Consider the following 24,158-nt stretch of genomic DNA (forward strand, 5'->3'; position numbering starts at 1 on the left):
TCGTCGCGATGCGCTGACCCCGTTGGTTCAACAGCGAATATCGCAGCCGAAAGGAGGGCGGAGTCGCATCGGTGACGACCCGCAGGCCGTATGGGAAATTGGCTCCGGGATTGGGGAAGCCAGCGAGATCCACGTCTAACACATCGATGACTAGCCGCTCGCCAGGAGCGAGGTAGGGGGATGCCGACTGCTCCATCAATCTGCGCAGCTCGGTGAGCGTCGCCTGGGGGCCAATCCCTGAACTGAACCGGTTGTTGGCATCGACGTAACGGTCAGGCTCGATGAAACGTATCTCGACCGATCCGCCGGGTGCGGCGATCGCGGAGCCGGCAAAGCCGATCAGGACCAGGGCGAGCTTAACGAGCGCCGCTTGCAAGGTTCAGTACCCCCTCTTCACATCCGCCAGTGCCCGCGTCAGTCCCTCGGCGATCCGCTCACGGACCGGCGGAGAGGCATCGCGTGCCACCACCACGTATTCCCGGCGGGACACCAGCGTCAGGGTCTGGAGGCCGTATTCCTCATCCTCGACCTTGGTCAGCCTGGTCCACAGGGGATTGAAGCGCCATTCGCGACGCTCGCCGCGATGGGTCACCCGGGCCAGCATCACCTCTATCGGCGAAATCATGACCTCTTCGAAGGAGCGCCCGCGCTTCAGGCTCGTCTTCAACGCCATGTAGAGCGCGATCATATCGAGACCGAAGAACCCGGCCACCGGCCAAAATCCGGCCTGAACGCAGGCGATGGACGTGACGAGGGACACCGCCCCGCATCCGATCATCACATTGCGGAAGCCGTTATGGCTCAGCGATTGGTGCGGACGGATGGTGGCCTGGAAAACCGGGACGTCGACGCTGTTGGGGTCGAGCCCGTCGGGATGGGATGGGATCGTGTCGCGAACCATGTTGCCGCTCTCCATGGGACACATATAACCCACCGATGAAGAGCCGACAGTCGACCCCCCCAAAGAAGTCCGCGACCGCGACGACATCACCCGCTCCGAAAGCTCCTCGGACAAGGAAGAAGATCGCCGCGACCATCACCGAGCCGCTCATCGCTAAAGTTGAGACGGCCCCCTCCCCTGTCGATGCCGCGACAGTCACCGAGATCTTCGCGCGGCTGCGCGCCGCCAATCCGGAACCGAGGGCGGAGCTCGAATATCTCAACCCGTTCACGCTACTGGTCGCGGTGGTGCTGTCGGCCCAGGCCACCGACAAAAGCGTGAACCTCGCCACCGCACCCCTCTTCGCCATTGCCGACACGCCGGCCGCGATGCTGGAATTGGGGGAAGAGCGCGTCCGCGCGTTCATCCGCACGATCGGACTGTTCAACACCAAGGCGAAGAACGTCATCGCACTGTCCCGCATCCTGGTGGACCAGCATGACGGGCGGGTCCCGGCTTCGCGAGAGCATCTCGAAATCCTGCCGGGTGTCGGCACCAAGACCGCAAGCGTGGTGATGAACGTCGCCTTCGGAGTGCCTACCATCGCCGTCGACACCCACATCTTTCGGGTCTCGAATCGCATTCCCCTCGTCGTCGCGCCGACGACCGACAAGGTCCAGGCAGGTTTGGAAGCGATCGTGCCGGAGCCGTTCCGCCTGAACGCGCATCATTGGCTGATCCTGTTCGGACGTTACGTCTGCAAGGCGCGGCGCCCCGAATGCCCGACCTGCCTCATCGCCGACCTCTGTCGCTATCCCAGCAAGACCGTCGTCGCCTGAGGGGTTTGGCTCATCCATCGGCCGTGGGATTCGCGGGACTGCGTGGTCGCCCACCGCCATACACATCCGGCTCGCCCTGCAGGGCCGGGCTGCGGGCGGACGCGTTGTACTGCAAACCCGCTTCGGGTAGTTTGCGCCACGGTCGTCGAGGCTTTCGACAAACGATGTGTTCTCGCGGCCCGGTCTCAATCGAGACCGCCACGCCGCGGATTCCGCACATCGACTGTCCGAAGGAGTCACGGCCATGGACTTCCTCAAACCACGGTATACGCCTATGAACCGCCGCCGTCGCATCTACGAGGGCAAGGCGAAGGTCCTGTACGAAGGACCCGAGCCGGGAACGCTCATCCAGCATTTCAAGGATGATGCCACCGCCTTCAACGCGCAGAAGCACGAGGTCATCGACGGCAAGGGCGTGCTGAACAACCGGATTTCCGAGTTCGTTTTCCAGCACCTCAACGATATCGGCGTGCCGACCCACTTCATCCGCCGGCTCAACATGCGAGAGCAGCTGATCCGCGAAGTCGAGATCATTCCGCTCGAAGTCGTGGTGCGCAACGTCGCCGCCGGCTCGCTCGCCACCCGCCTCGGCCTCGAGGAAGGGACGCAGCTGCCGCGTTCGATCATCGAGTTCTACTACAAGAACGACGCGCTCAACGACCCGATGGTGTCGGAAGAGCACATCACCGCATTCGGCTGGGCGACGCCCCAGGAGATCGACGACATCATGGCCCTGGCCATCCGCGTCAACGACTTCCTGTCGGGCCTCTTCCTCGGCGTCGGCATCCGCCTCGTGGACTTCAAGATCGAGACCGGCCGCCTCTGGGAAGGCGACCTGATGCGCATCGTCGTGGCCGACGAGATCTCCCCGGATTCGTGCCGGCTGTGGGACATCAAGAGCCAGGACAAGCTCGACAAGGACCGGTTCCGCAAGGATCTCGGCGGCCTGATCGAGGCTTACACGGAAGTGGCCAAGCGTCTCGGCATCATGTCCGAGAACGAGAAGGTTCAGTCGGGCGGTCCACGCCTGGTTCAGTAGAAGCCTCTACCGGAACGGTATGAAAAAGGGGCCCCGCGCGAGCGGTGGCCCCTTTTTCCATGCGCGATCGATTGAAGCTCGTGGCCGAAAGCTACTGCGCCGCTTCGGGACTGGTCTCGGCCTGGGCGGCAGCCGGCGTGGCTTTGCGCTTGCGCTTTACCGCGGCCTTGCCCGGCGCACCGTGAAGTGAGACGCCGATGTCGTAGCTCTCGCTCAAGGGGCGCGGGACCACGAAATTTTCCTCGATCACCGTGAACAGCCCCTGCGCCTCATTCGGCCCGATCGACACCGACACCTTGCGCGCCCTGGTCGCTATGATCTGGTCCCCGGCCTTGATGGTAAAATAGACCGGGGCCTCGAACCGCCCCGGTCGGCCAGCCGGTCCGAGGAGGACCTGCCCCTCGACACCGACCTTCACGCTCACCGAGCCATCGGCCAGCCGCACGCATTCGCGGGCGAGTCGTCCCAAGGTGATCTGGCTGCGCAGGCCCGCATTGTCGTCGGCTCGGCCGCCATAGCTGCGCAGAGCGGCACCGTTTTCCGCGACATCGACCGTGGGGCAATAGACCTCGCCGAGGTCGGCCGGCTGCGACGGCGGGACTGTGGTCCCACCGTATTTCAGCATATTGGTGAACCAGTTGCCGTCCTCGGCCTTGGCTGACCAGGGCAGGAGGACCGCCATCAGGGCGATGCCTACCGTTTTCGCGCGTGTCCGCATCCTCAGATCCCGCTGAATTGCCGGCGCGGGGCGCCGGAACAGACCTATTTCAAGCTGGTGAACCCGTCGCCGAAGCCCTTCATCGAAAGGGGGATGCCGACCCCCTCCTCCGGGGTCTGGAACACGATGAACGTGGCCTGCACCCCGGCGCTGAACTGCTTGATGAGGTTCTCGTCCATGACCACCTCGGCGACGCAGCCAGTGGTGAGGCAGCGCACGAACCCGGCCCGCCCGACATCGGTCTTGTCGATCTTCAGCCCGAGGCCCGAGGGCAGCAGCACGCCGAGCGGTGCCACCACGCGCAGCAGGTACCCGCGATTGTCCGCTGTCTTGAGGACGATGACGACGAGGGTCAGGTTCGGCCTGTCCTCAGCCGCCAGATATTGGACCAGGGCGCATTGCTCGGCCTTCGCCCCCGCCGGCGTCTCGCAGCGAAGCTGCCAATCACCGAATGTGTTGCGGACCATGCCCTGCGCCTCGGCGCGGTCGCTCCCCGCCAGCATCGCACCGGCCAATCCAGCCAGGCAAAAGAGGCCGATCCGTGCGAGACGCCCCGCATCGGTCGCCCGCCCTTTGGCGACCCGCCTTGCGCGCCTCAGCATTCCTCGAAAACCCACGCGCCGATCCCTCTCGCCTCACCCCTTCTGGCCAGGGGCACCGGATGAAACCAGCGGTGTTCCGACCATGCGCGGCTATTCTGTGTCAAGCGTGACCACTAGTTTACGAACACGGACTATCGTTTCGCGGGAACACGCCCTAGTTCCGAGGGTAAAGCCACCAGTTCCAACGGACCGAGCCCATGCGATATCCTGCTACCGCCGCGTTCCTGATCCTTTCCAGTGCCTGTCTGGCCGGCGGCTCTTTCGCCGGCATTACTTCCGCCGCGGCTCAGTCGCTGCCGGTGGACGAGACCACCTATGTCGAGCGGTCCCTCAACCGCGACGGTCCGCTCGTGGTCGAGCATCGGCCGATCCGGCGCATGCCGGGCGGCCGCGTGAACAGCAATTCGGCCGAGATCGCCGGTTTCTGCCGTGATGGTGGATATGTCCGCCGCCTCGACGAGTTCGGCAACCCGACGATCCTGCGCCAGCGTGAGGTCTGCGACAGCGTCGCCCCTCGCACCATGCGACCGGGCGATGTCGACGCCCGCCCGACCTGGCCGGTCGAGCAGGTCGAGCGACGCCGGATCTTGCGCGCTCGCGGGTAGAGCGGCGCCCGATCACGCTGGGTCGGGACACATCGCGGGACCTTTGTTGTACCGAACACCTTTTCGCCGAACCGGCATCCACGTCGGCGAAGAGCGCTCCCGAGGGTCTCGCAAAGATCGTTTCCTGGTCTGCTCAAGTCCTGGTCTGCTCAAGAGAACCTGCGACACCCCCAGGGCCTCGGCGAGGCGAGGCGTTGGCGTGCGGATGCGGAGCTGCTTCGAACTGAGTTGCGCCTCAGCCGTAGCGATGGAGGCTGGCGCCGTTGCGCTTGAGCCAGCGCTCGGCCTCTTCCACATGTGGGCACAGGGATCCCACCAGGGACCAGAAGCGTGAGGAATGGTTCATCTCGCGCAGGTGGGCCATCTCGTGCGCCACGAGGTAATCGAGCACCAGGGGTGGCGCCAGGATCAGGCGCCATGAGAAGTTCAGCTCGCCGCGCGCGGTGCAGGATCCCCAGCGCGAGCGGGTGTCGCGGACGGTGATCCGTTTCGGCCCCTGCCCGAGCTTTTCGGTATAGTGGGAGACCGACCGCGCTAGATCCTTGCGCACCTCCCGTTCGAGAAAATCCCTGACACGGCGCGGCAGGTGAGGAGCTTCGCACGCCACGGAGAGCGCAGGTCCGTTCTCCGCCTCCGTCACGAGCGTTACCCCGCTGCGCTCGCTGCGATGGAGAATGCGATGAGGCACGCCGCGCAAGGGAAGCTCGGCCCCCGCCTCGAACGCCACCCGATCCGGAACCTTGGCGAGCCGCATGGCGATCCAGCCGCCATGGCTCACCGCGAAAGTGCGGGCCACGGCCAGGGAGGTCCGCGCCGGCAAGGTCATCACCACCTCGCCGGTGGCGCTCGAGACGCGCAATGTCAGCCTGCGCGCCGTCGGGCGGCGGCGCAGGACGACACGGAACTTAACGCCCTCGTGGAGGATGTCGATATGGTCGGGATCGGACCCGCGCAGCAGGGCGACTCTCATCGGGTCAGCTTAACGGCAGCCTCCCGCCACCGCCATCTGTGCGTGGTTCACGTCCAGAACTTTCGCGCGCCCCGCCCGCATCACGCTGCCGGGCGTTCTTCGATGGCCGGAAGGGCCTGCATGTCGCGGATGAAGGAAGCGATCCTCGGCGCGATGATGGTGCGATAGCGCGAGCCATTGAACACCCCGTAATGCCCCACGCGTTCCTGCAGGTGATAAGCCTTGCGCTCGGGCGACAGGTTCGGAGTCAGGTCGAGGGAGGCCTTGGTCTGCCCGACGCCGGAAATATCGTCGTTCTCGCCCTCAATGGCGAGGATCGCGCAGGTCCGGATGGCAGCAAGGTCCACTCGCTCGCCGCGATGGAGCATCTCACCCTTGGGCAGGGCGTGGTTCACGAAGACGGTCTTGACCGTCTGCAGGTAGAACTCGGCCGTGAGATCCATCACCGCGAGATACTCGTCGTAGAATTCCCGATGTTTCTCGGCGGAATCGCCGTCGCCGGTCACGAGATGGTCGAACATCTCGGTATGGGCGTTGACGTGGCGATCGAGGTTCATCGCCATGAAGCCGCCGAGCTGGAAGAAGCCGGGATAGACGCTCCGCAAGGCGCCCGGATACGTTAGCGGCACGATGGTGATGCAGTTGCGCTCGAACCATTCCGTGCCGCGTTCCTGCGCCAGGCCATTGACGGCAGTGGGAGACCGGCGGGTATCGATGGGGCCGCCCATCAGGGTCATTGAGCGCGGCACCGGCGTGATGCCCTGCGCCTCCATCAGTGCCACGGCAGCGAGCACCGGCACTGCCGGCTGACAGACGGCCATGACGTGAAGGTCCGGCCCGAGAGCGACGAAGATCTCCTTCAGGTAGTCGATATACGTGTCGAGATCGAACCGCCCGCTGGTGATCGGCACGAGGCGCGCATCCGTCCAATCTGTGATGAAGACCTGATGGTTGGGGAGCATCGCCTCCACGGTTCCGCGCAGGAGCGTGGCGTAGTGCCCGGACATCGGTGCCACGATCAGGAGCTTGGGCTGCGGCTCGGAGGGACCGCGCGCGAACGAGCGGTCGAAGGTCAGGACCCGGCAGAACGGCTTTTCCCACACCACCCGTTCGCTCACCGGCACGCTGGCGCCGTCGATCCAGGTTCCGGTGAGGCCGAAGGCCGGCTTGGCATAACGGCGGGTTCCGCGCTCGAACATCTCGCAGGCGGCGGCCATGGACTTCGCGTAGGGCGAGTAGGCGAGCGGGTTGGCGGGATTCTGCAGGCTGTGCTTGACCATGTCCGCGGTGAGACGGGCCGGCGCCGTCATCATCCGCCCGAACTCATACCAGGTGTAGGCCAAGCTCATATCCGCCCCTCCTCGTCGTCCCGCGTCGCGTCGTCCCTCGCGGCCGGGCGCGCTAGAGAACGCCGCGCGCCGGGAAACGTTCGGATCGACGCGTGTGCGAGGTGAGACCGCGCGGGGCATGATTGCGCAGGGACGGGTGCAATCGAAGGGCGAGCCATGGATTCCCGCCGGCCGAGCACTATCGTTGAGCAGACATGATCGACATGAGCACCAACGGCTTCGTTCGCGATGCCCGGCATCTCCGTCTCGACACCTTCGTGCGCCTGCGCTGGCTCGCGATCACCGGGCAGAGTGCGGCCGTCGTCGGCGCGCAATTCGGCCTTGGCCTGCCTCTGCCCTTCGGCTGGTGCTTCCTCGTCATCGCGGCGTCGTCCTGGCTGAATCTCGCCCTGAGGATCCGGTTTCCGGCGAGCTACCGTCTCAGCGACGATTCGGCGGCCCTGCTCCTCGCCTTCGACATCATTCAGCTCGCCGCCCTCCTGTTCCTCACCGGCGGCTTGCAGAACCCGTTCTCGCTGCTCTTCCTCGCCCCGGTCCTGATCTCGGCGACGGCCCTGCCGCCGGAGCGGACCCTGGCGCTCGGACTTCTCGCGGTGGGTCTCGCCACCATGCTGGCGCTGATCCACCGGCCACTGCCATGGTTCGCGGACGGGCGGCTCGAACTCCCCTTCCTCTACGTCTCGGGGGTTTGGACGGCGATCCTCCTCGGCACCGCCTTCACCGGCGTCTATGCCTGGAAGGTGGCCGACGAGACGCGGCAGCTCGCGCAGGCCCTCGCGGCCACGGAACTCGTGCTGGCGCGGGAACAGCACCTGTCGCAGCTCGACGGGTTGGCGGCGGCGGCCGCGCATGAACTCGGCACGCCACTCGGCACGATCATGCTCGTCACCAAGGAACTCACGCGCCAACTCGCACCCACGGCGTCCCCCGCAGTGAAGGACGACCTCAACCTCCTGCGCGATCAGGTGGACCGCTGCCGCGGCATCCTGTCGAAACTGACATCCCTCGATGGCGACGAAGCCGGCATCCTCCAGACCGTCACGCTGAGCCATCTCGTGGAGGAACTGGTGGCGCCCCAGCGCGCCATGGGCATCGCGCTCGACGTCACCAGCCGGGGCGACGGGGTCGAACCTGCCTGCCGGCGTAATCCGGGGGTCCTGTTCGGGCTCGCCAACATCGTCGACAACGCCGTGGACTTCGCCACCAGCCGCGTCGTCATCGAAGCGCGCTGGACCCTCGACAGGGTCTCCCTGGAGATCAGCGACGACGGCCCGGGCTTCTCGAGCGAGATCCTGCTGAGGGCGGGCGAGCCCTATGTCACCACCCGCAGCCCCGACAAAACGCGTGGCGGGAACAGCGTCGGCGCCGGCCTCGGCCTTGGATTGTTCATTGCAAAGACACTGATCGAACGCTCCGGCGCACAGCTTACGCTCTCAAACGTATCCGGGCACCAAGCAACCGGAGCCGTAGTCCGCGTATCCTGGGCGCGCCACATCTTCGAGCGTGACACGATTCCGAGGCGCGGTACCGAAATGAGCGCTCAGGTGCCCCTGACGGAACGCAGTACGGCCCCTATATAAGTTGCTAACAATTCGATCTTGGAAAATGGAGGAGCGTCAGATGCTGACGCAGAGTGGAAGTCCGGCGCCTGCCGCCGATGTGCTGCAGACTTCGGAATCCGATCCGCTGGCGGCTTTTTCCGACCGTTCGCTGCTGATCGTGGATGACGATCGGCCGTTCTCGACCCGCCTGGCGCGGGCGATGGAAGCTCGGGGCTACGACGTGCAGGTGGCCGAAAGCGTCGCCGAAGGCGTCTCGCTCGTCGAGAACCGCGCACCCGCATTCGCGGTCATCGACATGCGGCTCGGCGACGGCAACGGCCTCGATGTGATCGCGCGGCTGAAGGAGAAGCGCCCCGAAGCGCGGGGCGTCATCCTGACCGGCTACGGCAACATCGCCACCGCCGTAACGGCGGTGAAACTCGGCGCGTTCGACTATCTCGCCAAGCCGGCCGATGCGGACGAGATCCATGGTACGCTGATGGCTCAGCCGGGTGAGCGGGCCGACCCGCCGGAAAACCCGATGTCGGCCGATCGCGTGCGCTGGGAGCATATCCAGCGCGTCTACGAGTTGTGCGGCCGGAACGTCTCCGAGACCGCCCGCCGGCTCAACATGCATCGGCGCACGCTACAGCGCATCCTCGCCAAGCGCGCGCCGCGCTGATCCAACCCCGACGACGGGCTCGGTTGGCGTGATGTTGCGTGGAACCGGACCGGCGCTGTAAAGCACCGGTCTCCCGCCGCAATCGCTGCACCGGGGCCGACGGAGACGTATCCCCGTGAACACGCGCAACCTGATCACGATCGTCAGCATGATGGTGCTGGTGGGCACCGAAGTTTTTGCTGTGGCTATCGCTGCCGGCTGGGCGCTGGCCGGTCTGTTCGATCTCGGCGACACCGTTGGCCATGTGCTGATGGTCCTGTTCAGTTCGATCGCCGCCTGGATCATGCTGCAGCTCTGGCGCCGGGCGGTGAGCATCGAACCGATTCGCAACGCCGCGCCCGCAGCACGCCGCTGATCGGGCGATACGCGTCGTATCTCGAACTCGGGTCCGCTCTGCGTCTCGGGTTGGACTCCGCACCACCGCTACGATGGCCCCGCCGCGTTGCATGGTCGGCATTTCCCGACTATCGCCTGACGGGCCGAGCCACAGCATCGAGTCCGAACCCATGAAAGCCCGCATCATCGTCACCCTGAAGACCGGCGTGCTCGACCCTCAGGGCAAGGCGATCGAAGCCGCGCTCTCGTCCTTCGGCATTTCAGGGATCGAAGGTGTCCGCCAGGGCAAGGTGTTCGATGTCGAGATCGCCGACACCGATCCTGCCAGCGCCGAAGCGATTCTGAAGAGCGCCTGCGAGAAGCTGCTGGCGAACACGGTCGTCGAGAATTACGAGATCGAGATCGTCTGATGCGCGCCGCGATCGTCGTCTTTCCCGGCTCCAACCGCGACGGTGACGTCGCCCGCGCCCTGCGCCTCGCCGGCGCGGAGGTGGTCAAGGTCTGGCACACCGATACGGCGCTTCCCGCCGGAACCGATCTCGCGGTCCTGCCCGGCGGCTTCTCTTACGGCGACTATCTCCGCTGTGGCGCCATCGCCGGCCGAGCAGCCGCGATGGACGCCGTTCGTGACCACGCCGCGCGCGGCGGACTGGTTCTCGGCATCTGCAACGGCTTCCAGATCTTGTGCGAATCGGGCCTGCTGCCCGGCGTGCTCATGCGCAACGTCGATCGGCGCTTCATCTGCCATCGCCAGATGCTGCGGGTGGAGCGCGCCGATACCCGCTTCACCTCGGCCTATACCAAGGGACAGGTGATCGACGTCTGCGTGGCGCATGGCGAGGGTAATTACTTCGCGGATCCCGAGACCATCTCCCGGCTCGAAGGCGAAGGCCGCGTGGCCTTCCGTTATGCCGATGCGGCTGGCGAGCTGACCGTGGATGCCAACCGCAATGGCTCGCTGAACTCCATCGCCGGCATCTACAGCGAAAAGCTCAACGTGCTCGGGATGATGCCCCACCCGGAGAACTTCGTCGAAGGTCTCATCGGCGGGGTCGACGGGCGTGGGTTGTTCGAGAGCCTCGCGGCTTAGTGCGAAAGCCTCCTCCCCCGCAAAGGGGGAGGGGAAGACCTCTCCGGATGATGGCACTCCCCTGATCCGACCCGCCGGCGCGGGCCACCTTCTCCCGCACAGGAGAGAAGGAAGCGGCGCGCACTCAATGCCCGTCGAATTCCATCAGCGTCCGCACCGGAACGTCGAGGTCGCGCAGCTTTTGCGCTCCGCCGATCTCGGGCAGGTCGATGACGAAGCAAGCAGCCACCACCTCGGCGCCGATCTGGCGCAGCAGGTTGATGGCCGCGCAGGCGGTGCCGCCGGTGGCGATGAGGTCGTCGACCAGCAGCACCTTGTCGCCCGGCTTGATGGCGTCCACGTGGATTTCCATCTCGTCGGTGCCGTATTCCAGCGCGTAGGCGATGGAGACGGTCTTGTGGGGCAGCTTGCCCTTCTTGCGGATCGGCACGAAGCCGGATGAGAGCTGATGCGCCACCGCGCCGCCGAGGATGAAGCCCCGCGCCTCGATTCCCGCCACCTGATCGATCCGCCCACCCGCGAAAGGGTGGACGAGCGAATCCACCGCCCGGCGGAATGCGCGCGGGTCGCTCAGCAGCGTGGTGATGTCGCGAAAGACGATGCCGGGCTTCGGGTAATCCGGGATCGAGCGGATCGAATCCTTCAGCGCGGAGTGGCGGCGGGCTTCCATTCGGGTGGCTCTCTTCAGCAAATTCTGTCGCGGCTTAGATCAGATGCGGTGCCCCGGGACCAGAGGGGCATACCCGTCCGGTCGCCGATCCCGGCGCCGCATGGCGCCATCGCGGTCAGTGTTCCCGGTCCTCGCCCCCCTTCTCGTGGACAGTTGGAACTGACTATGATGCGCCAGCGAGGTGAAACATGACGGATTTACTGGAGAAGGCGGTCGAAGCAGTCCGGCGGATGCCGCCTGCAGATCAGGACACGATTGCACAGGCCATCATCAGCATGACGGAGATCGGCGGCGCGGACGATATCGACCCGGACCATCTCCAAGACGTGCTGGACGCCATGGCGGAGGTCGGCCGCGGTGAATACGCCTCGGCCGAAGAAGTCTCAGCGGCTTTTCGGAGCTTCGAACGGTGAAGCTCCTCGTCTCCGCAACGGCCACGCGGAGGCTGCGAGAGATCGCGGATTATATCCATGAACGGCATCCCGCTGCCGCGCGAAGCATCGGTAGGGCCATCGAAGATGCTTTCGACCTCGTCGGCCGCTATCCGGAGGTGGGGCGGCGTCTGCCGAAGCGCGTGCGCCGGTTCGCAGTGCCTCGCTTGCCCTATCTTATCTACTACACGGTCGACGAGCGCGCGGACGCGGTCGTCATCCTGACAGTCAGACACGGAGCCCGGCGCCCGAGCATATGACCTAGGCCCGGCTTCGCGCCTTCAGGCGTTGGCGCGACGCAGGATCTTCACGAGGTCGCCGTGCAGGCTCTCGTTGCCGGCGGCCACCGAGCGGGCGGCAAGAGGCTCTGCGCCGCCATCCGCGCTGGTGACGAAGCCACCGGCCTCGCGCACCAGGATGATGCCGGCCGCGATGTCCCAGGTCTGCAGGTCACGCTCCCAGTAAAGGTCCGAGCGACCGCAGGCGACGTAGGCGAGATCGAGAGCAGCCGAGCCGAAGCGGCGGGCGCCGCCGGTCACCGCCATCACGGCCGCGACCTCGCGCAGGAGCTTCGGGTGGTCGCCGCGTCCGAGATAAGGCGAACCATAGGCCACGAGGGCGTCGGCCATGTCCGTCCGGCCGGAGACGCGCAGGCGGCGGTTGTTGAGATAAGCGCCCTTCCCGCGTTCGGCCACGAACAGCTCGTCCTTGGCCGGATCGTAGATGACGCCGGCGACGATCTGGCCCTCGCGTTCGAGACCCACCGAGATCGCGAAATGGGGGATGCCGTGGAGGAAATTGGTGGTGCCATCGAGAGGGTCGACATGCCAAGTGTGGCTCTTGTCCTGCCCTTCGATGTTTCCAGATTCCTCGAGAATCAGGCCATAGCCGGGACGTGCCTTCATCAGGGCGTCGCGCAGGACCTCCTCAGCCTTGCGGTCGGCGGCGGAGACGAAGTTGCCGGGGCCCTTGCGCGAAACCTGGAGGTTCTCGATCTCGCCATAGTCACGCTTGAGGCCGCGGGCGGCCTTGCGGACGGCGTCGACCATGACGGTCATGAGGGGTGAGCTGATCATCGATGCAAAGGTCCGGGTCGATTCAAAGAACGGTCTCGCGCGGCCATAGCATGTTTGCGGCGCGTCTCACCCCTCGCCGATGCGGGGCAGAAGAGAAACGCGCGCAGGCTCCCATGGATGCCGAATTGACACTTGCCCGCGTTGCGCGGGCTTACTCCACCTTCATCCGCGCCTCAGCCAGTCGCTCGGCCCGGCTTCGCTCTTCGGCGGTGAGGCCGGCAAGGGTCTCGTCCAGCTTCGGGTCGGAGCGCCCCTGGGCTGCGGCGGCGAGATTCCAGGCAGCCGCCTCGACAGGGTTCTTCTGGATACCCCGTCCCAGGGCATAGAGGATGGCCACGCGATTCTGCGCGATGGCGTTGCCGCGCGACGCGGCGTGGAGGAAGTAGCGGGCCGCGCGGGCCTCGTCCTTCTCGACGCCGATGCCGTTGAACAGCAGGATCGCGAACTCGACCTCGCCGGCGAGATCACCGTTATCGGCCGCGCGCCGGAACCACTCGGCCGCCTGTTTGGGATCCTTCGGTACTCCCCTCCCCTGGAGGTAGAGCACGCCAAGATCGTGCTGCGCCGGACCGATCTCGCCCTCGGCCGCCTTGCGGAACAAGTCGGCGGCTTTGGCCTCGTCCGGCTCGGTCCCCGTCCCGATCAGGATCAGGGCGAGGTTGTAGGCGGCCGTGGTGTCGCCCTTGAGGGAGGCCTGTTCGAGCCAGCGTCGCCCGGCTTTCGGATCTTTCGTGCCGCCACGGCCATCGATCGACATCAGGCCGAGAGAGGCCATGGCGTGGGTGTCGCCCTGGTTGGCGGCGAGGCGATACCATTCCGCCGCCTTCACCGGGTCCTGCTTCACACCGAGGCCCTGGTTGTAGAGCTCGCCGAGCAGCGTCATCGCCGCGGCGTCCTTATTGTCGGCGGCGATCCGCTTCGTCGCCTCGCGGAAGGCGGTGGTATATTGCCCGCGCTGGTAAGCGCCGAACGCGATATCCGGCTCCGTCTTCGAGCGGGGTGGCACGGCGCCAGCCGCGCCGATGGAATACGGGGTCGGGAGGTCCCGCAGCTGCCCCTTCAGAGTTTCCTTGGGACGAGGCGTCAGGGATTGCGGCACGGCCGGATCGGTCGGCATCACCTTCGGCGCTTCTGCCAAGGCGGCGGAAGACCAAGCCTCGGCCAGGGCGAGAGCGAGGGCGAGCTTGCGAAGCGCCCTCACGTATCGGCCTCCGAAGCTGCGACCTTTGCCTGTATGGCACGGATATCGGTCCCTTCTCCCATCCACAGATGGCTCTCGAGCCCGAGGAATTCCGCTCCCGTCGCCAGCAGCCCCTCCACCTGTGCGAGGTCATGGGCAACGGCGATGCACGGTGTCTCGAAGATCTCGACCCACCATTGCGCGCGCTCGCGCACGGTATCGGCATCGGGTGCGATCCCGTCCGAGTAGATCCCCCCGAACATCACGTAATCGACACCGGCCTCGCCGGCCTCCATGGCCGCATGCTTCTGCTCATGCCCGCCGGCCCCGAGGATGCGACCGTCGCTGAGGCGCTCGCGCAGATCCTGCAGGGCACCGTCGCGCGCCTTGTCGAGATGAACGCCGTCCGCCCCGCCCCGCGCGGCCACGCTGACCACGTCGCCGGCGAAGTCTGAGACCGTGATGACCAGGGCGGCGCCAGTAGACTGCGCCGCCGGAGCGAGACGCTTGACGAGGTTCACGAGACTGCGCTCGTCAGAGGGGGCAAGCCGCAGGAGCACCGCCGCCACGTCTCCGGCCGCACAGGCGGCGGTCAGCGCTTCGGCGAGGGCATCGGCCCGGTCGGAATCCACCCGATGGGGAGACAGCAGGGCGAGGCGGGTGCGGGGTTCGGCCATTCTTCTCGTCCTAACAGCATCATCCCGAGACGCGGGCTCCGCGTCTCGGGGACAGGCGATGCGAGATCACCGCGTCACGGCATGGTTCCGGATGCGGACCGGCCCCATGATACAGGGGCTCAGGCCGCGCCGATCTTCGGGTCGAGCGAGCCGTTGGCATAACGCTTGGCCATCTCGGAGACCGAGATCGGGCGGATCTTCGAACCCTGGCCGGCGGTGCCGAACTCCTCGAAACGCTGGCGACAGAGCTTCGTCATCGCGTCCATGGCGGGCTTCAGATACTTGCGCGGGTCGAACTCGGCCGGGTTCTCGGTGAGCACTTTCCGGATCTGACCGGTCATGGCCATGCGGTTATCGGTGTCGATGTTGATCTTGCGCACGCCGTGCTTGATGCCGCGCTGGATCTCGGCCACCGGCACGCCCCACGTCGGCTTCATCTGGCCGCCATAGGAATTGATGATGTCCTGCAGGTCCTGCGGCACCGAGGAAGAGCCGTGCATGACGAGGTGGGTCGTCGGCAGGCGGCGGTGGATCTCCTCGATCACGTTCATGGCCAGCACGTCGCCATCGGGCTGGCGGGTGAACTTGTAGGCACCGTGGCTCGTGCCCATGGCGACGGCGAGCGCGTCGACCTTGGTGGCGGAGACGAACTTCACCGCCTCTTCCGGGTCGGTGAGGAGCTGGTCGTGGCTGAGCACGCCCTCGGCGCCGTGGCCGTCCTCGGCCTCACCCTGGCCGCTCTCCAGCGAACCGAGCACGCCGAGCTCGCCTTCCACCGAAACGCCGGCCCAATGCGCCATGCGGGTGACGTTGCCGGTGATCTCGACGTTGTAGGCGTAGTCGGCGGGGGTCTTGCCGTCAGCCTTAAGCGAGCCGTCCATCATCACCGAGGTGAAGCCGTACTGGATGGCGGTGGCGCAAGTGGCTTCGTTGTTGCCGTGGTCGAGATGCATGCAGACGGGGATGTGGGGATAGATCTCCACGAGGCCGTCGATGAGCTTGGCGAGCACCACGTCGTTGGCATAGGCGCGTGCGCCCTTGCTCGCCTGCAGGATCACCGGCGAATCGGTGGCATCGGCTGCCGCCATGATGGCCAGCCCCTGCTCCATGTTGTTCAAATTGAAGGCCGGCACGCCGTATTCGTATTCGGCGGCGTGATCCAGGAGCTGCCTCAGGGTGATGCGTGCCATTGGTCTCTCCTCAAACGATGGGGCCGACGCGATAGGCCGCCATCCACTGAAATATGCCTGCCTTGTCGGACCTTACCGGGTCCGTCGCAACTCCATCCCGAAGCCTTCGGCGACAGAACGCTGTGTCGTCATCCCAAATTCCCACCCCAAACACCTCATCCTCAGGTGCCGAAGCGGAGCGAAGGCCTCGAAGGAGCCTTCCAGTTCGCCCGGAGGATGCCGGAACCCTCCTTCGAGCCCCGCTGCCGCGGCCGCCTCAGCGCGAGGTGATGGGACCTGGGATGGAACCGGTCACCCCTTGACGCGCAGGGCCTCGACGCCAGGCAGGACCTTGCCTTCCAGCCATTCGAGGAACGCGCCACCGGCGGTGGATACGTAGGAGAAATCGTCAGCGACGCCGGCATGGTTGAGGGCGGCCACCGTGTCGCCGCCGCCCGCCACCGAGACGAGCTTGCCGGCCTTGGTGCGTTCGGCCGCGTGGCGCGCCGCCGCCACCGTGGCGGCGTCGAAGGGCGTCAGTTCGAAGGCGCCAAGAGGGCCGTTCCAGACCAGGGTCGCAGCCTCGTCGATGGCGGCGTCGATCTCGGCCACCGAGGCCGGGCCGGCATCGAGGATCATGCCGGTCTCCGACACGATGTCGACGCCCACGGTCTCATGCGCCGCGTTGGCTTTGAACTCGGTCGCGACCACCGCGTCGACGGGCAGGATGATGCGGCATTTGGCGGCTGCAGCAGCGTCGAGGATGCGGAGCGCCGTCTCGGCGAGATCCTTTTCACACAAGGACTTGCCGACGGCTTTCCCTTGGGCGTGCAGGAAGGTGTTGGCCATGCCGCCGCCGATGACGAGCATGTCCACCTTGGCGACGAGGTTCTGCAGGAGATCGATCTTCGACGACACCTTGGCGCCGCCGACCAAGGCGATGACCGGCCGTGTCGGCGACTCGAGCCCCTTGGTCAGGGCGTCGAGCTCCGCCTGCATCAGCCGGCCGGCATAGGCCGGCAGTACATGGGCGAGGCCCTCGGTCGAGGCATGGGCGCGATGCGCGGCCGAGAAGGCCTCGTTGACGAAGACGTCGCCGTTGGCGGCGAGCGCCGCCACGAAATCGGCCTCGTTCTTCTCTTCGCCCGTGTGGAAGCGGGTGTTCTCCAGGAGGAGGACGTCGCCATCCTTCAGCGCCGACACGGCCGACGACGCCGTCTCCCCGATGCAATCCTCCGCAAAGGCGACCGGGCGGCCGAGATGCTGAGATAGTGCGGAGACCACCTGCTTCAGCGAATCGGCCACCACTGGCTTGCCCTTGGGGCGACCGAAATGCGCCAGGAGCACCACACGCCCGCCGCCATCGGCGATCTCCCGGATCGTCGGGACGATCCTTTCGATGCGGGTCGCGTCGGTGACGCGCTCCCCCTCCATCGGCACGTTCAGGTCGACGCGGAGCAGTACGCGCTTGCCCTGAAGAGAGCCGGCATCGTCGAGGGTGCGGAAAGCGGTCATCCTGGCCTTCAATGTCGTTGAGGAAACTATCAGCGCGGAGGGAGAAGCCCGTCGAGATGGAAGCGCTGTGCGGCGATGGTCAGCGCCACGGTGAGCACGGCCGTGATGACCGCAGTCAGCACCAGCGCGCCGGAACCGGGCAGCCGGCGGGTCCTGTCGGCGACGGCGCGGACTTCGCTTCGCAGGGCGGCCAGATCGGATTGGCGCGCCGCCTCGCTCATGCGCGTGGTCGCACCTTCGATCTTCTCCTCCACGCGGGAGAGCAGAGCCTCGGAGCGGGCATACTTGTCCTCGATCCGCGCACACTTGTCTTCGATCCGCGCGAGTTGATCGCTGCCGGGCGAGGAGGACACAGGCTCGGCCTTGCCGACGACGGCGGGCGGTGTCGCCTTCTGGTTGGCGATGGCCTGGGTCTCGGGCACGATACCGGTCGACGGGGGCGGATTATTCTCGAGCGGCTTGTTCTCGAGCGGCTTGGCGCCCGGGATGAAGGTGTTTCCGGTGGACGGGGTCGGCGAAGGCTCGGTCATTTCAGACGCACCGTTGCTGGTCGATCACAGGATATCGTTGGCGAGGCTTGTCGGGCGGCCCGAAGGCCGCCCCGGAGCGCCGCTCTCAGAGCAGCTTGCCCATCGCCACGGCCGTGTCGGCCATGCGGTTCGAGAAGCCCCACTCGTTGTCGTACCAGGACAGGATACGCACGAACGTGCCGTCCATCACCTTGGTCTGGTCGAGGTGGAACGTGGACGAGTGAGGATCGTGGTTGAAGTCGATGGAGACGTTGGGCTGGTCGGTATAGGCCAGCACGCCCTTCAACGGACCATCGGCTGCGGCGCGGATCGCGTTGTTGATCTCCTCGACGGAGGTCTGGCGCTTGGCGGTGAACACGAGGTCGACCGCCGAAACGTTGGGGGTCGGCACGCGGATCGAGGTTCCGTCGAGCTTGCCCTTCAGCTCCGGCAGGACGAGGCCGACGGCCTTGGCGGCCCCCGTGGAAGTCGGGATCATCGACAGCGCGGCGGCACGGGCCCGGTACAGGTCCTTGTGCATCTGGTCGAGGGAGGGCTGATCGTTGGTGTAGGAATGGATCGTCGTCATGAAGCCGCGCTCGATCCCGACGAGATCGTTGAGCACCTTCGCCACCGGCACGAGGCAGTTGGTGGTGCAGGAGGCGTTCGAGATGACGAGGTGGTCGGCTGTCAGCTTGTCGTGGTTGACGCCGTAGACCACGGTCAGGTCGGCACCGTCGGCGGGGGCCGAGACGATGACGCGCTTGGCGCCGGCATCGAGATGGGCCTTGGCCTTGTCCTTCGAGGTGAAGATGCCGGTGCATTCCAGCGCGATGTCGACGCCGAGCTCGCGGTGCGGCAGCTCGGCCGGGTTGCGCACGGCCGTGACCTTGATGCGCTGACCGTCGACGACGATGAACTCGCCATCCACTTCGACCTTGGCGTTGAAACGGCCGTGGATGGAGTCGAAGCGCAGCAGGTGGGCATTGGTCTCGACGGGGCCGAGATCGTTGATCGCGACGACTTCGATATCCTTGCGGCCGGCCTCGTGGATGGCGCGCAGGATGTTGCGGCCGATGCGTCCGAACCCGTTGATGGCAACCTTCACCGACACGGCGTGAATCCTTCTATGTACCGGGCGCCGACCTCGCGGAACCCGTAAGCAGCAAGAGCGAGACAGCGGGCCGGAGGGGCGGAGCCGCCATTCGGCGTCGCTGTGTCATGTGCACCGTTGAACGTCAGATGAACCGCATCGCCCGTCCTCGACCCCTCATGCGCCCATGAATGGACCGATGCGGGAACGAGTATTGAACGGGTCACGGGCTCGAATTCCCAGTCTGACGGTCGGTTCGAGGAGCGCGCGGTCTCTAACATGAGGGAAACCGCTGGCAAAGGTTTTGCCTGATCGATTCGTTCTCCTTCCCCGCATATGATGGCAAAGCAGCGATTTCGCGCGCGTATCGGTAGCGATTTGGCTACAAATCCGATTTTCCGAAACAAGTGGACGGGCAGATCCATGACCCGGCGGAAGGTACAACGATGATCCCGACGCCCGAGCGGCCGAACGTCGACCACGCCCTTGCCCGGCTGGAGACGGCCCTGACCCGGCTGGAAGCGTCGGTGACCCATCGCCTCGAAGCCGAGCGCGAGCCCGGCGACCTTGAGACGGAACTCGCGATCATGGCGGAGGACCGGGCGCGCCTCGCGGCGGAGCTCGACGCTGCCAGCGCCCGCCTCGCCACGGTGGAGGCGACGACCAGCGATGTCGGCCACCGCCTCGGCCGGGCGATCGAAGCGGTGGAGGGCGTGCTGGCCCATCCCCGCGCCGCGCGTTAAACCCGCCTCTCTCACACCAACCCTATCGGACATGCCTCAGATCAGCGTCACCATCGACGGCAAGAGCTACCGGATGGCCTGCGCCGAAGGCGAAGAGGCGCATCTCTCGGCGCTGGCCGCGGAACTCGACACCCGCGTGACCGGGATGCGGAAATCCTTCGGCGAGATCGGCGACATGCGTCTTCACGTCATGGCCGCCCTGACTCAGGCGGACGAATTGGCGGAACTGAAGCGTCGTCTCGCAGAGCTCGAGACAGAGACGGCGGCCCTCCGGGACCGCGTCGAGAGTGCGGATTCTCTCCGTGCCGAAGAGGAGGCCCGTATCGCGGACGGGCTCGGCCGTGCGGCGGACCGGATCGAGCGTCTGGCTCACGCGCTGGCGGCGGGATGAGGGCCTCTGGCGCATGATTGCGCGCGCTCCCCCCTGGCGCCCACGGCCGGCCGACGCTACATGAGTGATGCGGTGCTGCGGGGTTCGTCAGGAGTACTTTTCCCCGGGGCCTTATCGACTCCCCAGGGAGCTGTCCCTGGCCCTGTCCCTGGACTTGGCCAACACGGCGCCCACCTACACTGTAGGTTTCCCGGGATCGCAACTCCAACGGCTCACGTGGCTCCGCACTCTGATTTCCCCGCCCTGAAGGCCGCCCTTCGCAAGGATGCCCTTGCCCGCCGCGATGGCCTCGCCCCCGAGACCCGCCGGGTCGGCGGATTACGGATCGCCGAGAGCGTGATGGAGGTCGAGCCCCTCGCCCAGGCTCCCATCGTCGGTGCCTTCTGGGCGATCCGCAGCGAAGTCGATCCCCTCCCTCTCGTCAGGATGCTGTTCGCGCGCGGCCAGCGAGTCGCCCTGCCGAAGGTGACGCCGGAGGGCCTCGTCTTCCGCGAATGGCGCGCCGGTGAGGCGCTGGTTCCGGGTTCCTTCGGTCTCAGCGAACCGCGCGACGACCTGCCCCCCCTCGATCCCACCGCCCTCATCGTTCCGCTCGCCGCCTTCGACCGGCGCGGGCACCGCATCGGCTACGGACGCGGCTATTACGATCAGGCCATCGACCGGCTCTCCCGCAACGGCCCCGTCCTGACGATCGGCATCGCCTTTTCCGTGCAGGAAGTGGAGTACGTTCCATCCGAGCGGCACGACCAACCCCTCGACCACCTCATTACGGAAGCGGGACCGGTCCCGCTCGTCCGGGACTGACAGCGACGCATGCGACTTCTCTTCCTCGGCGATGTGGTGGGCCGACCCGGCCGCAATGCGGTGATGGACCGGCTGCCGAAGCTGCGTGAGCGCTGGCGCCTCGATTGTGTGGTCATCAACGGCGAGAACGCGGCCGGCGGCTTCGGCATCACCGAGGCGATCTGCGACGAGCTCCTCCAGGCGGGCGCCGATGCGGTGACGCTGGGCAACCATTCCTTCGACCAGCGCGAAGCTCTCGTCTTCATCCAGCGGCAAACGCGGCTCGTCCGCCCGGCGAACTACCCGCCGGGCACACCGGGACGCGGCGCCACCGTGGTCGAGACGCGGGGCGGCGCCCGCGTCCTCGTCCTCAACGTCATGGGCCGCATCTACATGGATGCGCTGGACGATCCCTTCGCCTCCGCCGAGCGCGAACTCTCCGCCTGCCCCCTCGGCGAGGTGGCGGACGCCGTCATCGTCGATGTCCATGCCGAGGCCACCAGCGAGAAGCAGGCTTTCGGCCACTTCCTCGATGGCCGCGCCAGCCTCGTCGTCGGCACCCATACACACACGCCCACCGCCGACCACCGCATTCTCCCCGGCGGCACCGCCTACCTGTCCGATGCGGGCATGTGCGGCGATTACGATTCGATCCTCGGCATGCAGAAGGATGAGCCCCTGCGGCGCTTCCTGCAGAAGACCCCCGGCGCGCGCCTGGAAGCGGCCCAGGGTAAGGGCACGTTATGCGGGATCGCCGTCGAGACCGACAATGCCACGGGGCTCGCCACCATGGTCTCGGCAGTACGCCTCGGGCCTCATCTGGAAGAAACTTGGCCTCGTGCCTGGGAATAAGCCTGTTGAGCTGGTGATGAGTTTCGCGGCGGCTTGATCGAGCGGTGGCATGAAGCCAATGTGCGGGCACATTCGCCCCGCCCATTTTATGCCCCAGCGCAGAAGAGTCCCAGACAACCCATGGCGACCCGCTCCGCGACTGCCCCCCTGAGCCGCCCGGGCATCTACTTGATCCGGATGCTGGTCTTCCTGACCCTCGTCGGGTTCCTCGCCTTCGTCTTGTTCCGGCAGATCACGCCGGCTTTCCTGGCCAATGCCGGGTTGAACGGGCTGATCCTCGGCGTTCTCCTCATCGCCATTCTGCTCGCCTTCGGCCAGGTGATCCGCCTCTTCCGCGAGGTCGCCTACGTCAACGCGGTCGCAGCCGGTGAGGGATCGGCCAAGCCGCCCTCGCTGCTGGGGCCGCTCTCCCCGGCGATCCTGGCGCGCCGTGAGGGGACGACTCAGGCCGGCGTCCGTTCCTATCTCGACACCGTGGCCGCCCGCCTCGACGAGGGCCGCGAGATCCTGCGCTACGTCGCCGGGCTTCTCATCCTGCTCGGACTGCTCGGCACATTCTGGGGGCTCATCGACACGCTGGGCGCGGTGGGCAGCGTGATCCAAAGCATGCGCGGCGGCGGCGAAGCCAGCGCGATGTTCGACGAATTGAAGAGCGGCCTCGCCAAACCGCTTTCCGGCATCGGCCTCGCCTTCTCGGCCTCGCTGTTCGGCCTCGCGAGCTCGCTCATCACCGGCTTCCTCGACCTGCAAGCAGGCCAGGCTCACGCCCGCTTCCACAACGAGCTGGAGGATTGGCTGGTCTCCGGCGAGGACCAGGCCGCGGTGGCGCGCCCCGTGACCGCGCAAGAGCCGGCCTCGGCCCGTGAACTCACCGAGGCGGTGGACAAGCTGGCGGCCATCATCTCGGAGGGCGCCAACGGCCGCGTGGCGACTCAGGCGATGACCAACCTCGCCGAGGGTATCCAGGGTCTTGTCCAGCACATGCGGGCCGAGCAGCAGATGATCCGCGACTGGGTCGAGGCGCAGGCGACGCGGGAACGTGAACTCAAGCAGGTGCTCGACCGGCTCGGCCGCGAGAAGGCCTGATGGCTTCGCTGCGCACGCGCCGGGACCGGAGCCTGAACGTCTGGCCCGGCTATGTCGACGCCCTGGCGACGCTGCTGCTCGCCGTCGTCTTCCTGCTGACGATCTTCGTCGTCGGGCAGTTCTTCCTGTCCCAGGAGATCACCGGCCGCGATTCGGTGCTGAACCGGCTCAACCGGCAGATCGCGGATCTCACCGATCTTCTCGCCCTGGAACGCTCCAATCGGCGGGCGCAGGAGGAGAAGGCCTCGAACCTGCGCACGACGCTTCTCGGCACCGAGGCCGAGCGCGACAAGCTGAAGGAACAGGCGGGCGCTGCCGCGAGCAGCGACGGCCGCCAGGGCGAAGTCGACAAGCAGTTGGTGGCCGAACGTGCCACCAATGCACGCGCCGCGTCGCAGATCGATCTCCTCAACGAACAGATCGGCGCCATGCGCCGCCAACTCGCCGCCCTCGAGGACGCGCTTGCCGCGAGCGAGAGCCGCGACCGCGAGAGCCAGGCCCGCATCGCCGATCTCGGCAGCCGGCTGAACGTGGCGCTCGCCCAGAAGGTGCAGGAACTCGCACGCTATCGCTCGGACTTCTTCGGCCGCCTGCGCCAGATTCTTGGCAACCGCAGCGATATCCGCGTGGTCGGCGACCGTTTCGTTCTGCAATCGGAGGTACTGTTCCCGGCGGGCTCGGCGAGCCTGAAGCCCGAGGCGGCACCCGAACTCGACCGGATCGCCACGGCCATCCTCGATCTGTCGAAGCAGATCCCGGCGGACATTCCTTGGGTCCTGCGTATCGACGGGCATACCGATGCCCGTCCCATCGCCAGTTCGCAATTCCCGTCGAACTGGTCGCTCTCGGCGGCGCGCGCCATCGCGGTGGTGCAGTACATGGCCGGCAAGGGCATCCCGCCCCAACGTCTGCTCGCCGCTGCTTTCGGTGAATTCCAACCCATCGAGGCCGGCACCAGCGACGACGTCTACGCCCGCAACCGCCGCATCGAGCTGAAGCTCACCGAACGTTAAGGCAGGGCCCCTACCGCAGGGGCGCCAGCGCCACCGCCCAGACGACGAACGCGCCGGAGAGCAACCCGAAGGCCATGAATTCCACCGCGCCGGTCAGGATCATCCGCTTGAGCATTGTGATCGCCTCTCGTTGACGCGACGATCTTTGTTCTTGTTTTGTTCGGTGTAAAGCGGGCATTCGAGGCGGTTCGAAACAGGGTTACCGGGCCCTTAACAAAGCTCAGACGTCTTCCCTAACGCGATTCGCTCTCCCAACGGCGTCGTCGAACCACGCTCTCAGACGCCGATATCGTTTCGACCGCGCAGTCTTGGCGAACGA

At 66.2% G+C, this 24,158-nt stretch carries 30 protein-coding genes and 1 other RNA gene (1 of these 31 only partly in view); 17 read left to right on the plus strand and 14 right to left on the minus strand.

From position 1 onward, the window contains the following. A protein-coding gene (locus tag ACYQML_RS00370; protein WP_207412287.1) for a DUF3016 domain-containing protein crosses the window boundary here: on the minus strand, positions 1-376 show its 5' portion. Its footprint begins 137 nt before the window's first position; only the first 376 of its 513 coding nucleotides appear in the window; the start codon lies at positions 374-376; its stop codon lies off the left edge, out of view. A gap of 3 nt (positions 377-379) precedes the next feature. Further along, a complete protein-coding gene (locus ACYQML_RS00375; RefSeq protein WP_419952409.1) occupies positions 380-916 on the minus strand; it encodes a DUF2244 domain-containing protein in 537 nt (178 codons plus the stop codon). Positions 917-936: 20 nt separating this feature from the next. Here ACYQML_RS00375 and nth point away from each other — a divergent pair, with 20 nt between their 5' ends. Both nth and purC read left to right on the plus strand, forming a co-directional pair. Continuing rightward, positions 937-1,719 (plus strand): endonuclease III, encoded by a 783-nt coding sequence (gene nth, locus ACYQML_RS00380; protein WP_461234371.1) that lies wholly within the window; start codon positions 937-939, stop codon positions 1,717-1,719. A 244-nt stretch (positions 1,720-1,963) separates the two neighbouring features. Next, positions 1,964-2,758 (plus strand): phosphoribosylaminoimidazolesuccinocarboxamide synthase, encoded by a 795-nt coding sequence (gene purC / locus ACYQML_RS00385; protein ID WP_026175628.1) that lies wholly within the window; start codon positions 1,964-1,966, stop codon positions 2,756-2,758. A 91-nt stretch (positions 2,759-2,849) separates the two neighbouring features. Here purC and ACYQML_RS00390 read toward each other — a convergent pair whose 3' ends face one another. Beyond that, the gene (locus tag ACYQML_RS00390; RefSeq protein ID WP_461234372.1) at positions 2,850-3,476 is read right to left on the minus strand and encodes a hypothetical protein; all 627 of its coding nucleotides are present in this window, start codon (positions 3,474-3,476) and stop codon (positions 2,850-2,852) included. Between the two features lie 44 nt (positions 3,477-3,520). Further along, positions 3,521-3,979 (minus strand): invasion associated locus B family protein, encoded by a 459-nt coding sequence (locus tag ACYQML_RS00395; protein WP_056434711.1) that lies wholly within the window; start codon positions 3,977-3,979, stop codon positions 3,521-3,523. 296 nt (positions 3,980-4,275) lie between these two features. On the opposite strand from ACYQML_RS00395, the gene ACYQML_RS00400 reads away from it, so the two are divergent. Further along, on the plus strand, positions 4,276-4,683 hold the full coding sequence (locus tag ACYQML_RS00400; protein ID WP_056434305.1) for a hypothetical protein: 408 nt from the start codon (positions 4,276-4,278) through the stop codon (positions 4,681-4,683). Between the two features lie 235 nt (positions 4,684-4,918). On the opposite strand, the gene ACYQML_RS00405 is transcribed toward ACYQML_RS00400, so the two are convergent. Together ACYQML_RS00405 and ACYQML_RS00410 are read right to left on the minus strand one after the other, a co-directional pair. Continuing rightward, positions 4,919-5,653 carry a M48 family metallopeptidase gene (locus ACYQML_RS00405; protein ID WP_056434307.1) on the minus strand — a complete coding sequence of 245 codons (735 nt, stop codon included), beginning with the start codon at positions 5,651-5,653 and terminating at the stop codon, positions 4,919-4,921. 80 nt (positions 5,654-5,733) lie between these two features. Then, positions 5,734-7,002, minus strand: coding sequence for a polyhydroxyalkanoate depolymerase (locus ACYQML_RS00410; RefSeq protein ID WP_461234373.1), 1,269 nt, complete (start codon positions 7,000-7,002; stop codon positions 5,734-5,736). A 194-nt stretch (positions 7,003-7,196) separates the two neighbouring features. On the opposite strand from ACYQML_RS00410, the gene ACYQML_RS00415 reads away from it, so the two are divergent. The 5 genes from ACYQML_RS00415 (at position 7,197) to purQ (ending at position 10,651) form a co-directional block, all read left to right on the plus strand. Continuing rightward, positions 7,197-8,582, plus strand: a complete 1,386-nt coding sequence (locus ACYQML_RS00415; protein WP_056434312.1) for an ActS/PrrB/RegB family redox-sensitive histidine kinase — start codon at positions 7,197-7,199, stop codon at positions 8,580-8,582. Between the two features lie 40 nt (positions 8,583-8,622). After that, positions 8,623-9,225, plus strand: a complete 603-nt coding sequence (locus ACYQML_RS00420) for an ActR/PrrA/RegA family redox response regulator transcription factor (protein WP_056434713.1) — start codon at positions 8,623-8,625, stop codon at positions 9,223-9,225. A 115-nt stretch (positions 9,226-9,340) separates the two neighbouring features. Continuing rightward, entirely contained in the window at positions 9,341-9,580 is a 240-nt protein-coding gene (locus ACYQML_RS00425) for a hypothetical protein (RefSeq protein WP_056434314.1), read from the plus strand. A 151-nt stretch (positions 9,581-9,731) separates the two neighbouring features. Then, the gene (purS, locus tag ACYQML_RS00430) at positions 9,732-9,971 is read left to right on the plus strand and encodes a phosphoribosylformylglycinamidine synthase subunit PurS (RefSeq protein ID WP_056434316.1); all 240 of its coding nucleotides are present in this window, start codon (positions 9,732-9,734) and stop codon (positions 9,969-9,971) included. Then, complete coding sequence (gene purQ / locus ACYQML_RS00435) at positions 9,971-10,651, plus strand: phosphoribosylformylglycinamidine synthase subunit PurQ (protein ID WP_207412279.1); 681 nt, start codon at positions 9,971-9,973, stop codon at positions 10,649-10,651. Before purS ends, purQ begins: the two co-directional genes overlap by 1 nt. Before the next feature lie 124 nt (positions 10,652-10,775). Here the strand turns inward: purQ and ACYQML_RS00440 are convergent, their stop codons facing one another. Then, on the minus strand, positions 10,776-11,321 hold the full coding sequence (locus tag ACYQML_RS00440) for an adenine phosphoribosyltransferase (protein WP_461234375.1): 546 nt from the start codon (positions 11,319-11,321) through the stop codon (positions 10,776-10,778). Positions 11,322-11,509: 188 nt separating this feature from the next. Between ACYQML_RS00440 and ACYQML_RS00445 the strand changes: the two genes are divergently transcribed. Further along, entirely contained in the window at positions 11,510-11,734 is a 225-nt protein-coding gene (locus ACYQML_RS00445) for a hypothetical protein (protein ID WP_056434318.1), read from the plus strand. Then, the gene (locus ACYQML_RS00450; protein WP_461234376.1) at positions 11,731-12,012 is read left to right on the plus strand and encodes a type II toxin-antitoxin system RelE/ParE family toxin; all 282 of its coding nucleotides are present in this window, start codon (positions 11,731-11,733) and stop codon (positions 12,010-12,012) included. Before ACYQML_RS00445 ends, ACYQML_RS00450 begins: the two co-directional genes overlap by 4 nt. A gap of 21 nt (positions 12,013-12,033) precedes the next feature. Here the strand turns inward: ACYQML_RS00450 and ACYQML_RS00455 are convergent, their stop codons facing one another. The 7 genes from ACYQML_RS00455 to gap all read right to left on the minus strand — a co-directional run bounded on the left by ACYQML_RS00455 (position 12,034) and on the right by gap (position 18,992). After that, complete coding sequence (locus tag ACYQML_RS00455; protein ID WP_056434322.1) at positions 12,034-12,828, minus strand: inositol monophosphatase family protein; 795 nt, start codon at positions 12,826-12,828, stop codon at positions 12,034-12,036. A 151-nt stretch (positions 12,829-12,979) separates the two neighbouring features. Further along, the gene (locus ACYQML_RS00460; protein WP_461234377.1) at positions 12,980-14,029 is read right to left on the minus strand and encodes a tetratricopeptide repeat protein; all 1,050 of its coding nucleotides are present in this window, start codon (positions 14,027-14,029) and stop codon (positions 12,980-12,982) included. Then, positions 14,026-14,685, minus strand: a complete 660-nt coding sequence (locus ACYQML_RS00465) for a thiamine phosphate synthase (protein ID WP_461234378.1) — start codon at positions 14,683-14,685, stop codon at positions 14,026-14,028. The genes ACYQML_RS00460 and ACYQML_RS00465 overlap by 4 nt, the downstream gene beginning before the upstream one ends. Before the next feature lie 119 nt (positions 14,686-14,804). Next, positions 14,805-15,875, minus strand: coding sequence for a class II fructose-bisphosphate aldolase (gene fba, locus ACYQML_RS00470; protein WP_374765728.1), 1,071 nt, complete (start codon positions 15,873-15,875; stop codon positions 14,805-14,807). A 291-nt stretch (positions 15,876-16,166) separates the two neighbouring features. Beyond that, complete coding sequence (locus ACYQML_RS00475) at positions 16,167-17,369, minus strand: phosphoglycerate kinase (protein WP_461234379.1); 1,203 nt, start codon at positions 17,367-17,369, stop codon at positions 16,167-16,169. 29 nt (positions 17,370-17,398) lie between these two features. Continuing rightward, positions 17,399-17,899, minus strand: coding sequence for a hypothetical protein (locus tag ACYQML_RS00480; RefSeq protein WP_311276245.1), 501 nt, complete (start codon positions 17,897-17,899; stop codon positions 17,399-17,401). Positions 17,900-17,984: 85 nt separating this feature from the next. Continuing rightward, a complete protein-coding gene (gap, locus tag ACYQML_RS00485) occupies positions 17,985-18,992 on the minus strand; it encodes a type I glyceraldehyde-3-phosphate dehydrogenase (RefSeq protein ID WP_056434335.1) in 1,008 nt (335 codons plus the stop codon). A gap of 425 nt (positions 18,993-19,417) precedes the next feature. Here gap and ACYQML_RS00490 point away from each other — a divergent pair, with 425 nt between their 5' ends. The 7 genes from ACYQML_RS00490 (at position 19,418) to ACYQML_RS00520 (ending at position 23,839) form a co-directional block, all read left to right on the plus strand. Further along, positions 19,418-19,714, plus strand: coding sequence for a DUF4164 domain-containing protein (locus ACYQML_RS00490; RefSeq protein WP_056434715.1), 297 nt, complete (start codon positions 19,418-19,420; stop codon positions 19,712-19,714). A gap of 31 nt (positions 19,715-19,745) precedes the next feature. Continuing rightward, complete coding sequence (locus ACYQML_RS00495; protein WP_311276246.1) at positions 19,746-20,105, plus strand: cell division protein ZapA; 360 nt, start codon at positions 19,746-19,748, stop codon at positions 20,103-20,105. A 69-nt stretch (positions 20,106-20,174) separates the two neighbouring features. Then, positions 20,175-20,332: non-coding RNA, 6S RNA (gene ssrS, locus ACYQML_RS00500), on the plus strand. Next, positions 20,322-20,909: a 5-formyltetrahydrofolate cyclo-ligase gene (locus tag ACYQML_RS00505; RefSeq protein ID WP_461234380.1), complete on the plus strand. Its 588-nt coding sequence runs from the start codon at positions 20,322-20,324 to the stop codon at positions 20,907-20,909. Before ssrS ends, ACYQML_RS00505 begins: the two co-directional genes overlap by 11 nt. Before the next feature lie 9 nt (positions 20,910-20,918). After that, on the plus strand, positions 20,919-21,740 hold the full coding sequence (locus tag ACYQML_RS00510) for a TIGR00282 family metallophosphoesterase (protein ID WP_461234381.1): 822 nt from the start codon (positions 20,919-20,921) through the stop codon (positions 21,738-21,740). A gap of 120 nt (positions 21,741-21,860) precedes the next feature. After that, complete coding sequence (locus ACYQML_RS00515) at positions 21,861-22,826, plus strand: MotA/TolQ/ExbB proton channel family protein (RefSeq protein WP_461234382.1); 966 nt, start codon at positions 21,861-21,863, stop codon at positions 22,824-22,826. Beyond that, positions 22,826-23,839 (plus strand): peptidoglycan -binding protein, encoded by a 1,014-nt coding sequence (locus tag ACYQML_RS00520; RefSeq protein WP_056434347.1) that lies wholly within the window; start codon positions 22,826-22,828, stop codon positions 23,837-23,839. The genes ACYQML_RS00515 and ACYQML_RS00520 overlap by 1 nt, the downstream gene beginning before the upstream one ends. Positions 23,840-24,158: the final 319 nt, after the last annotated feature.

The sequence above is a fragment of the Methylobacterium sp. CM6244 genome (genome assembly GCF_054817885.1).

Coding starts and splice junctions, on each gene's coding strand:
- ACYQML_RS00510 (WP_461234381.1), top strand. CDS start 20,919: ATGCGACTTCTCTTCCTCGGCGATGTGGTGGGCCGACCCGGCCGCAAT.
- purS (WP_056434316.1), top strand. CDS start 9,732: ATGAAAGCCCGCATCATCGTCACCCTGAAGACCGGCGTGCTCGACCCT.
- ACYQML_RS00410 (WP_461234373.1), bottom strand. CDS start 7,002: ATGAGCTTGGCCTACACCTGGTATGAGTTCGGGCGGATGATGACGGCG.
- ACYQML_RS00465 (WP_461234378.1), bottom strand. CDS start 14,685: ATGGCCGAACCCCGCACCCGCCTCGCCCTGCTGTCTCCCCATCGGGTG.
- ACYQML_RS00445 (WP_056434318.1), top strand. CDS start 11,510: ATGACGGATTTACTGGAGAAGGCGGTCGAAGCAGTCCGGCGGATGCCG.
- ACYQML_RS00455 (WP_056434322.1), bottom strand. CDS start 12,828: ATGATCAGCTCACCCCTCATGACCGTCATGGTCGACGCCGTCCGCAAG.
- ACYQML_RS00515 (WP_461234382.1), top strand. CDS start 21,861: ATGGCGACCCGCTCCGCGACTGCCCCCCTGAGCCGCCCGGGCATCTAC.
- ACYQML_RS00415 (WP_056434312.1), top strand. CDS start 7,197: ATGATCGACATGAGCACCAACGGCTTCGTTCGCGATGCCCGGCATCTC.
- ACYQML_RS00395 (WP_056434711.1), bottom strand. CDS start 3,979: ATGCTGGCGGGGAGCGACCGCGCCGAGGCGCAGGGCATGGTCCGCAAC.
- ACYQML_RS00495 (WP_311276246.1), top strand. CDS start 19,746: ATGCCTCAGATCAGCGTCACCATCGACGGCAAGAGCTACCGGATGGCC.
- purQ (WP_207412279.1), top strand. CDS start 9,971: ATGCGCGCCGCGATCGTCGTCTTTCCCGGCTCCAACCGCGACGGTGAC.
- ACYQML_RS00390 (WP_461234372.1), bottom strand. CDS start 3,476: ATGCGGACACGCGCGAAAACGGTAGGCATCGCCCTGATGGCGGTCCTC.
- nth (WP_461234371.1), top strand. CDS start 937: ATGAAGAGCCGACAGTCGACCCCCCCAAAGAAGTCCGCGACCGCGACG.
- ACYQML_RS00475 (WP_461234379.1), bottom strand. CDS start 17,369: ATGACCGCTTTCCGCACCCTCGACGATGCCGGCTCTCTTCAGGGCAAG.
- ACYQML_RS00405 (WP_056434307.1), bottom strand. CDS start 5,653: ATGAGAGTCGCCCTGCTGCGCGGGTCCGATCCCGACCATATCGACATC.
- ACYQML_RS00490 (WP_056434715.1), top strand. CDS start 19,418: ATGATCCCGACGCCCGAGCGGCCGAACGTCGACCACGCCCTTGCCCGG.
- ACYQML_RS00400 (WP_056434305.1), top strand. CDS start 4,276: ATGCGATATCCTGCTACCGCCGCGTTCCTGATCCTTTCCAGTGCCTGT.
- ACYQML_RS00420 (WP_056434713.1), top strand. CDS start 8,623: ATGCTGACGCAGAGTGGAAGTCCGGCGCCTGCCGCCGATGTGCTGCAG.
- fba (WP_374765728.1), bottom strand. CDS start 15,875: ATGGCACGCATCACCCTGAGGCAGCTCCTGGATCACGCCGCCGAATAC.
- purC (WP_026175628.1), top strand. CDS start 1,964: ATGGACTTCCTCAAACCACGGTATACGCCTATGAACCGCCGCCGTCGC.
- ACYQML_RS00375 (WP_419952409.1), bottom strand. CDS start 916: ATGGAGAGCGGCAACATGGTTCGCGACACGATCCCATCCCATCCCGAC.
- ACYQML_RS00480 (WP_311276245.1), bottom strand. CDS start 17,899: ATGACCGAGCCTTCGCCGACCCCGTCCACCGGAAACACCTTCATCCCG.
- ACYQML_RS00440 (WP_461234375.1), bottom strand. CDS start 11,321: ATGGAAGCCCGCCGCCACTCCGCGCTGAAGGATTCGATCCGCTCGATC.
- ACYQML_RS00520 (WP_056434347.1), top strand. CDS start 22,826: ATGGCTTCGCTGCGCACGCGCCGGGACCGGAGCCTGAACGTCTGGCCC.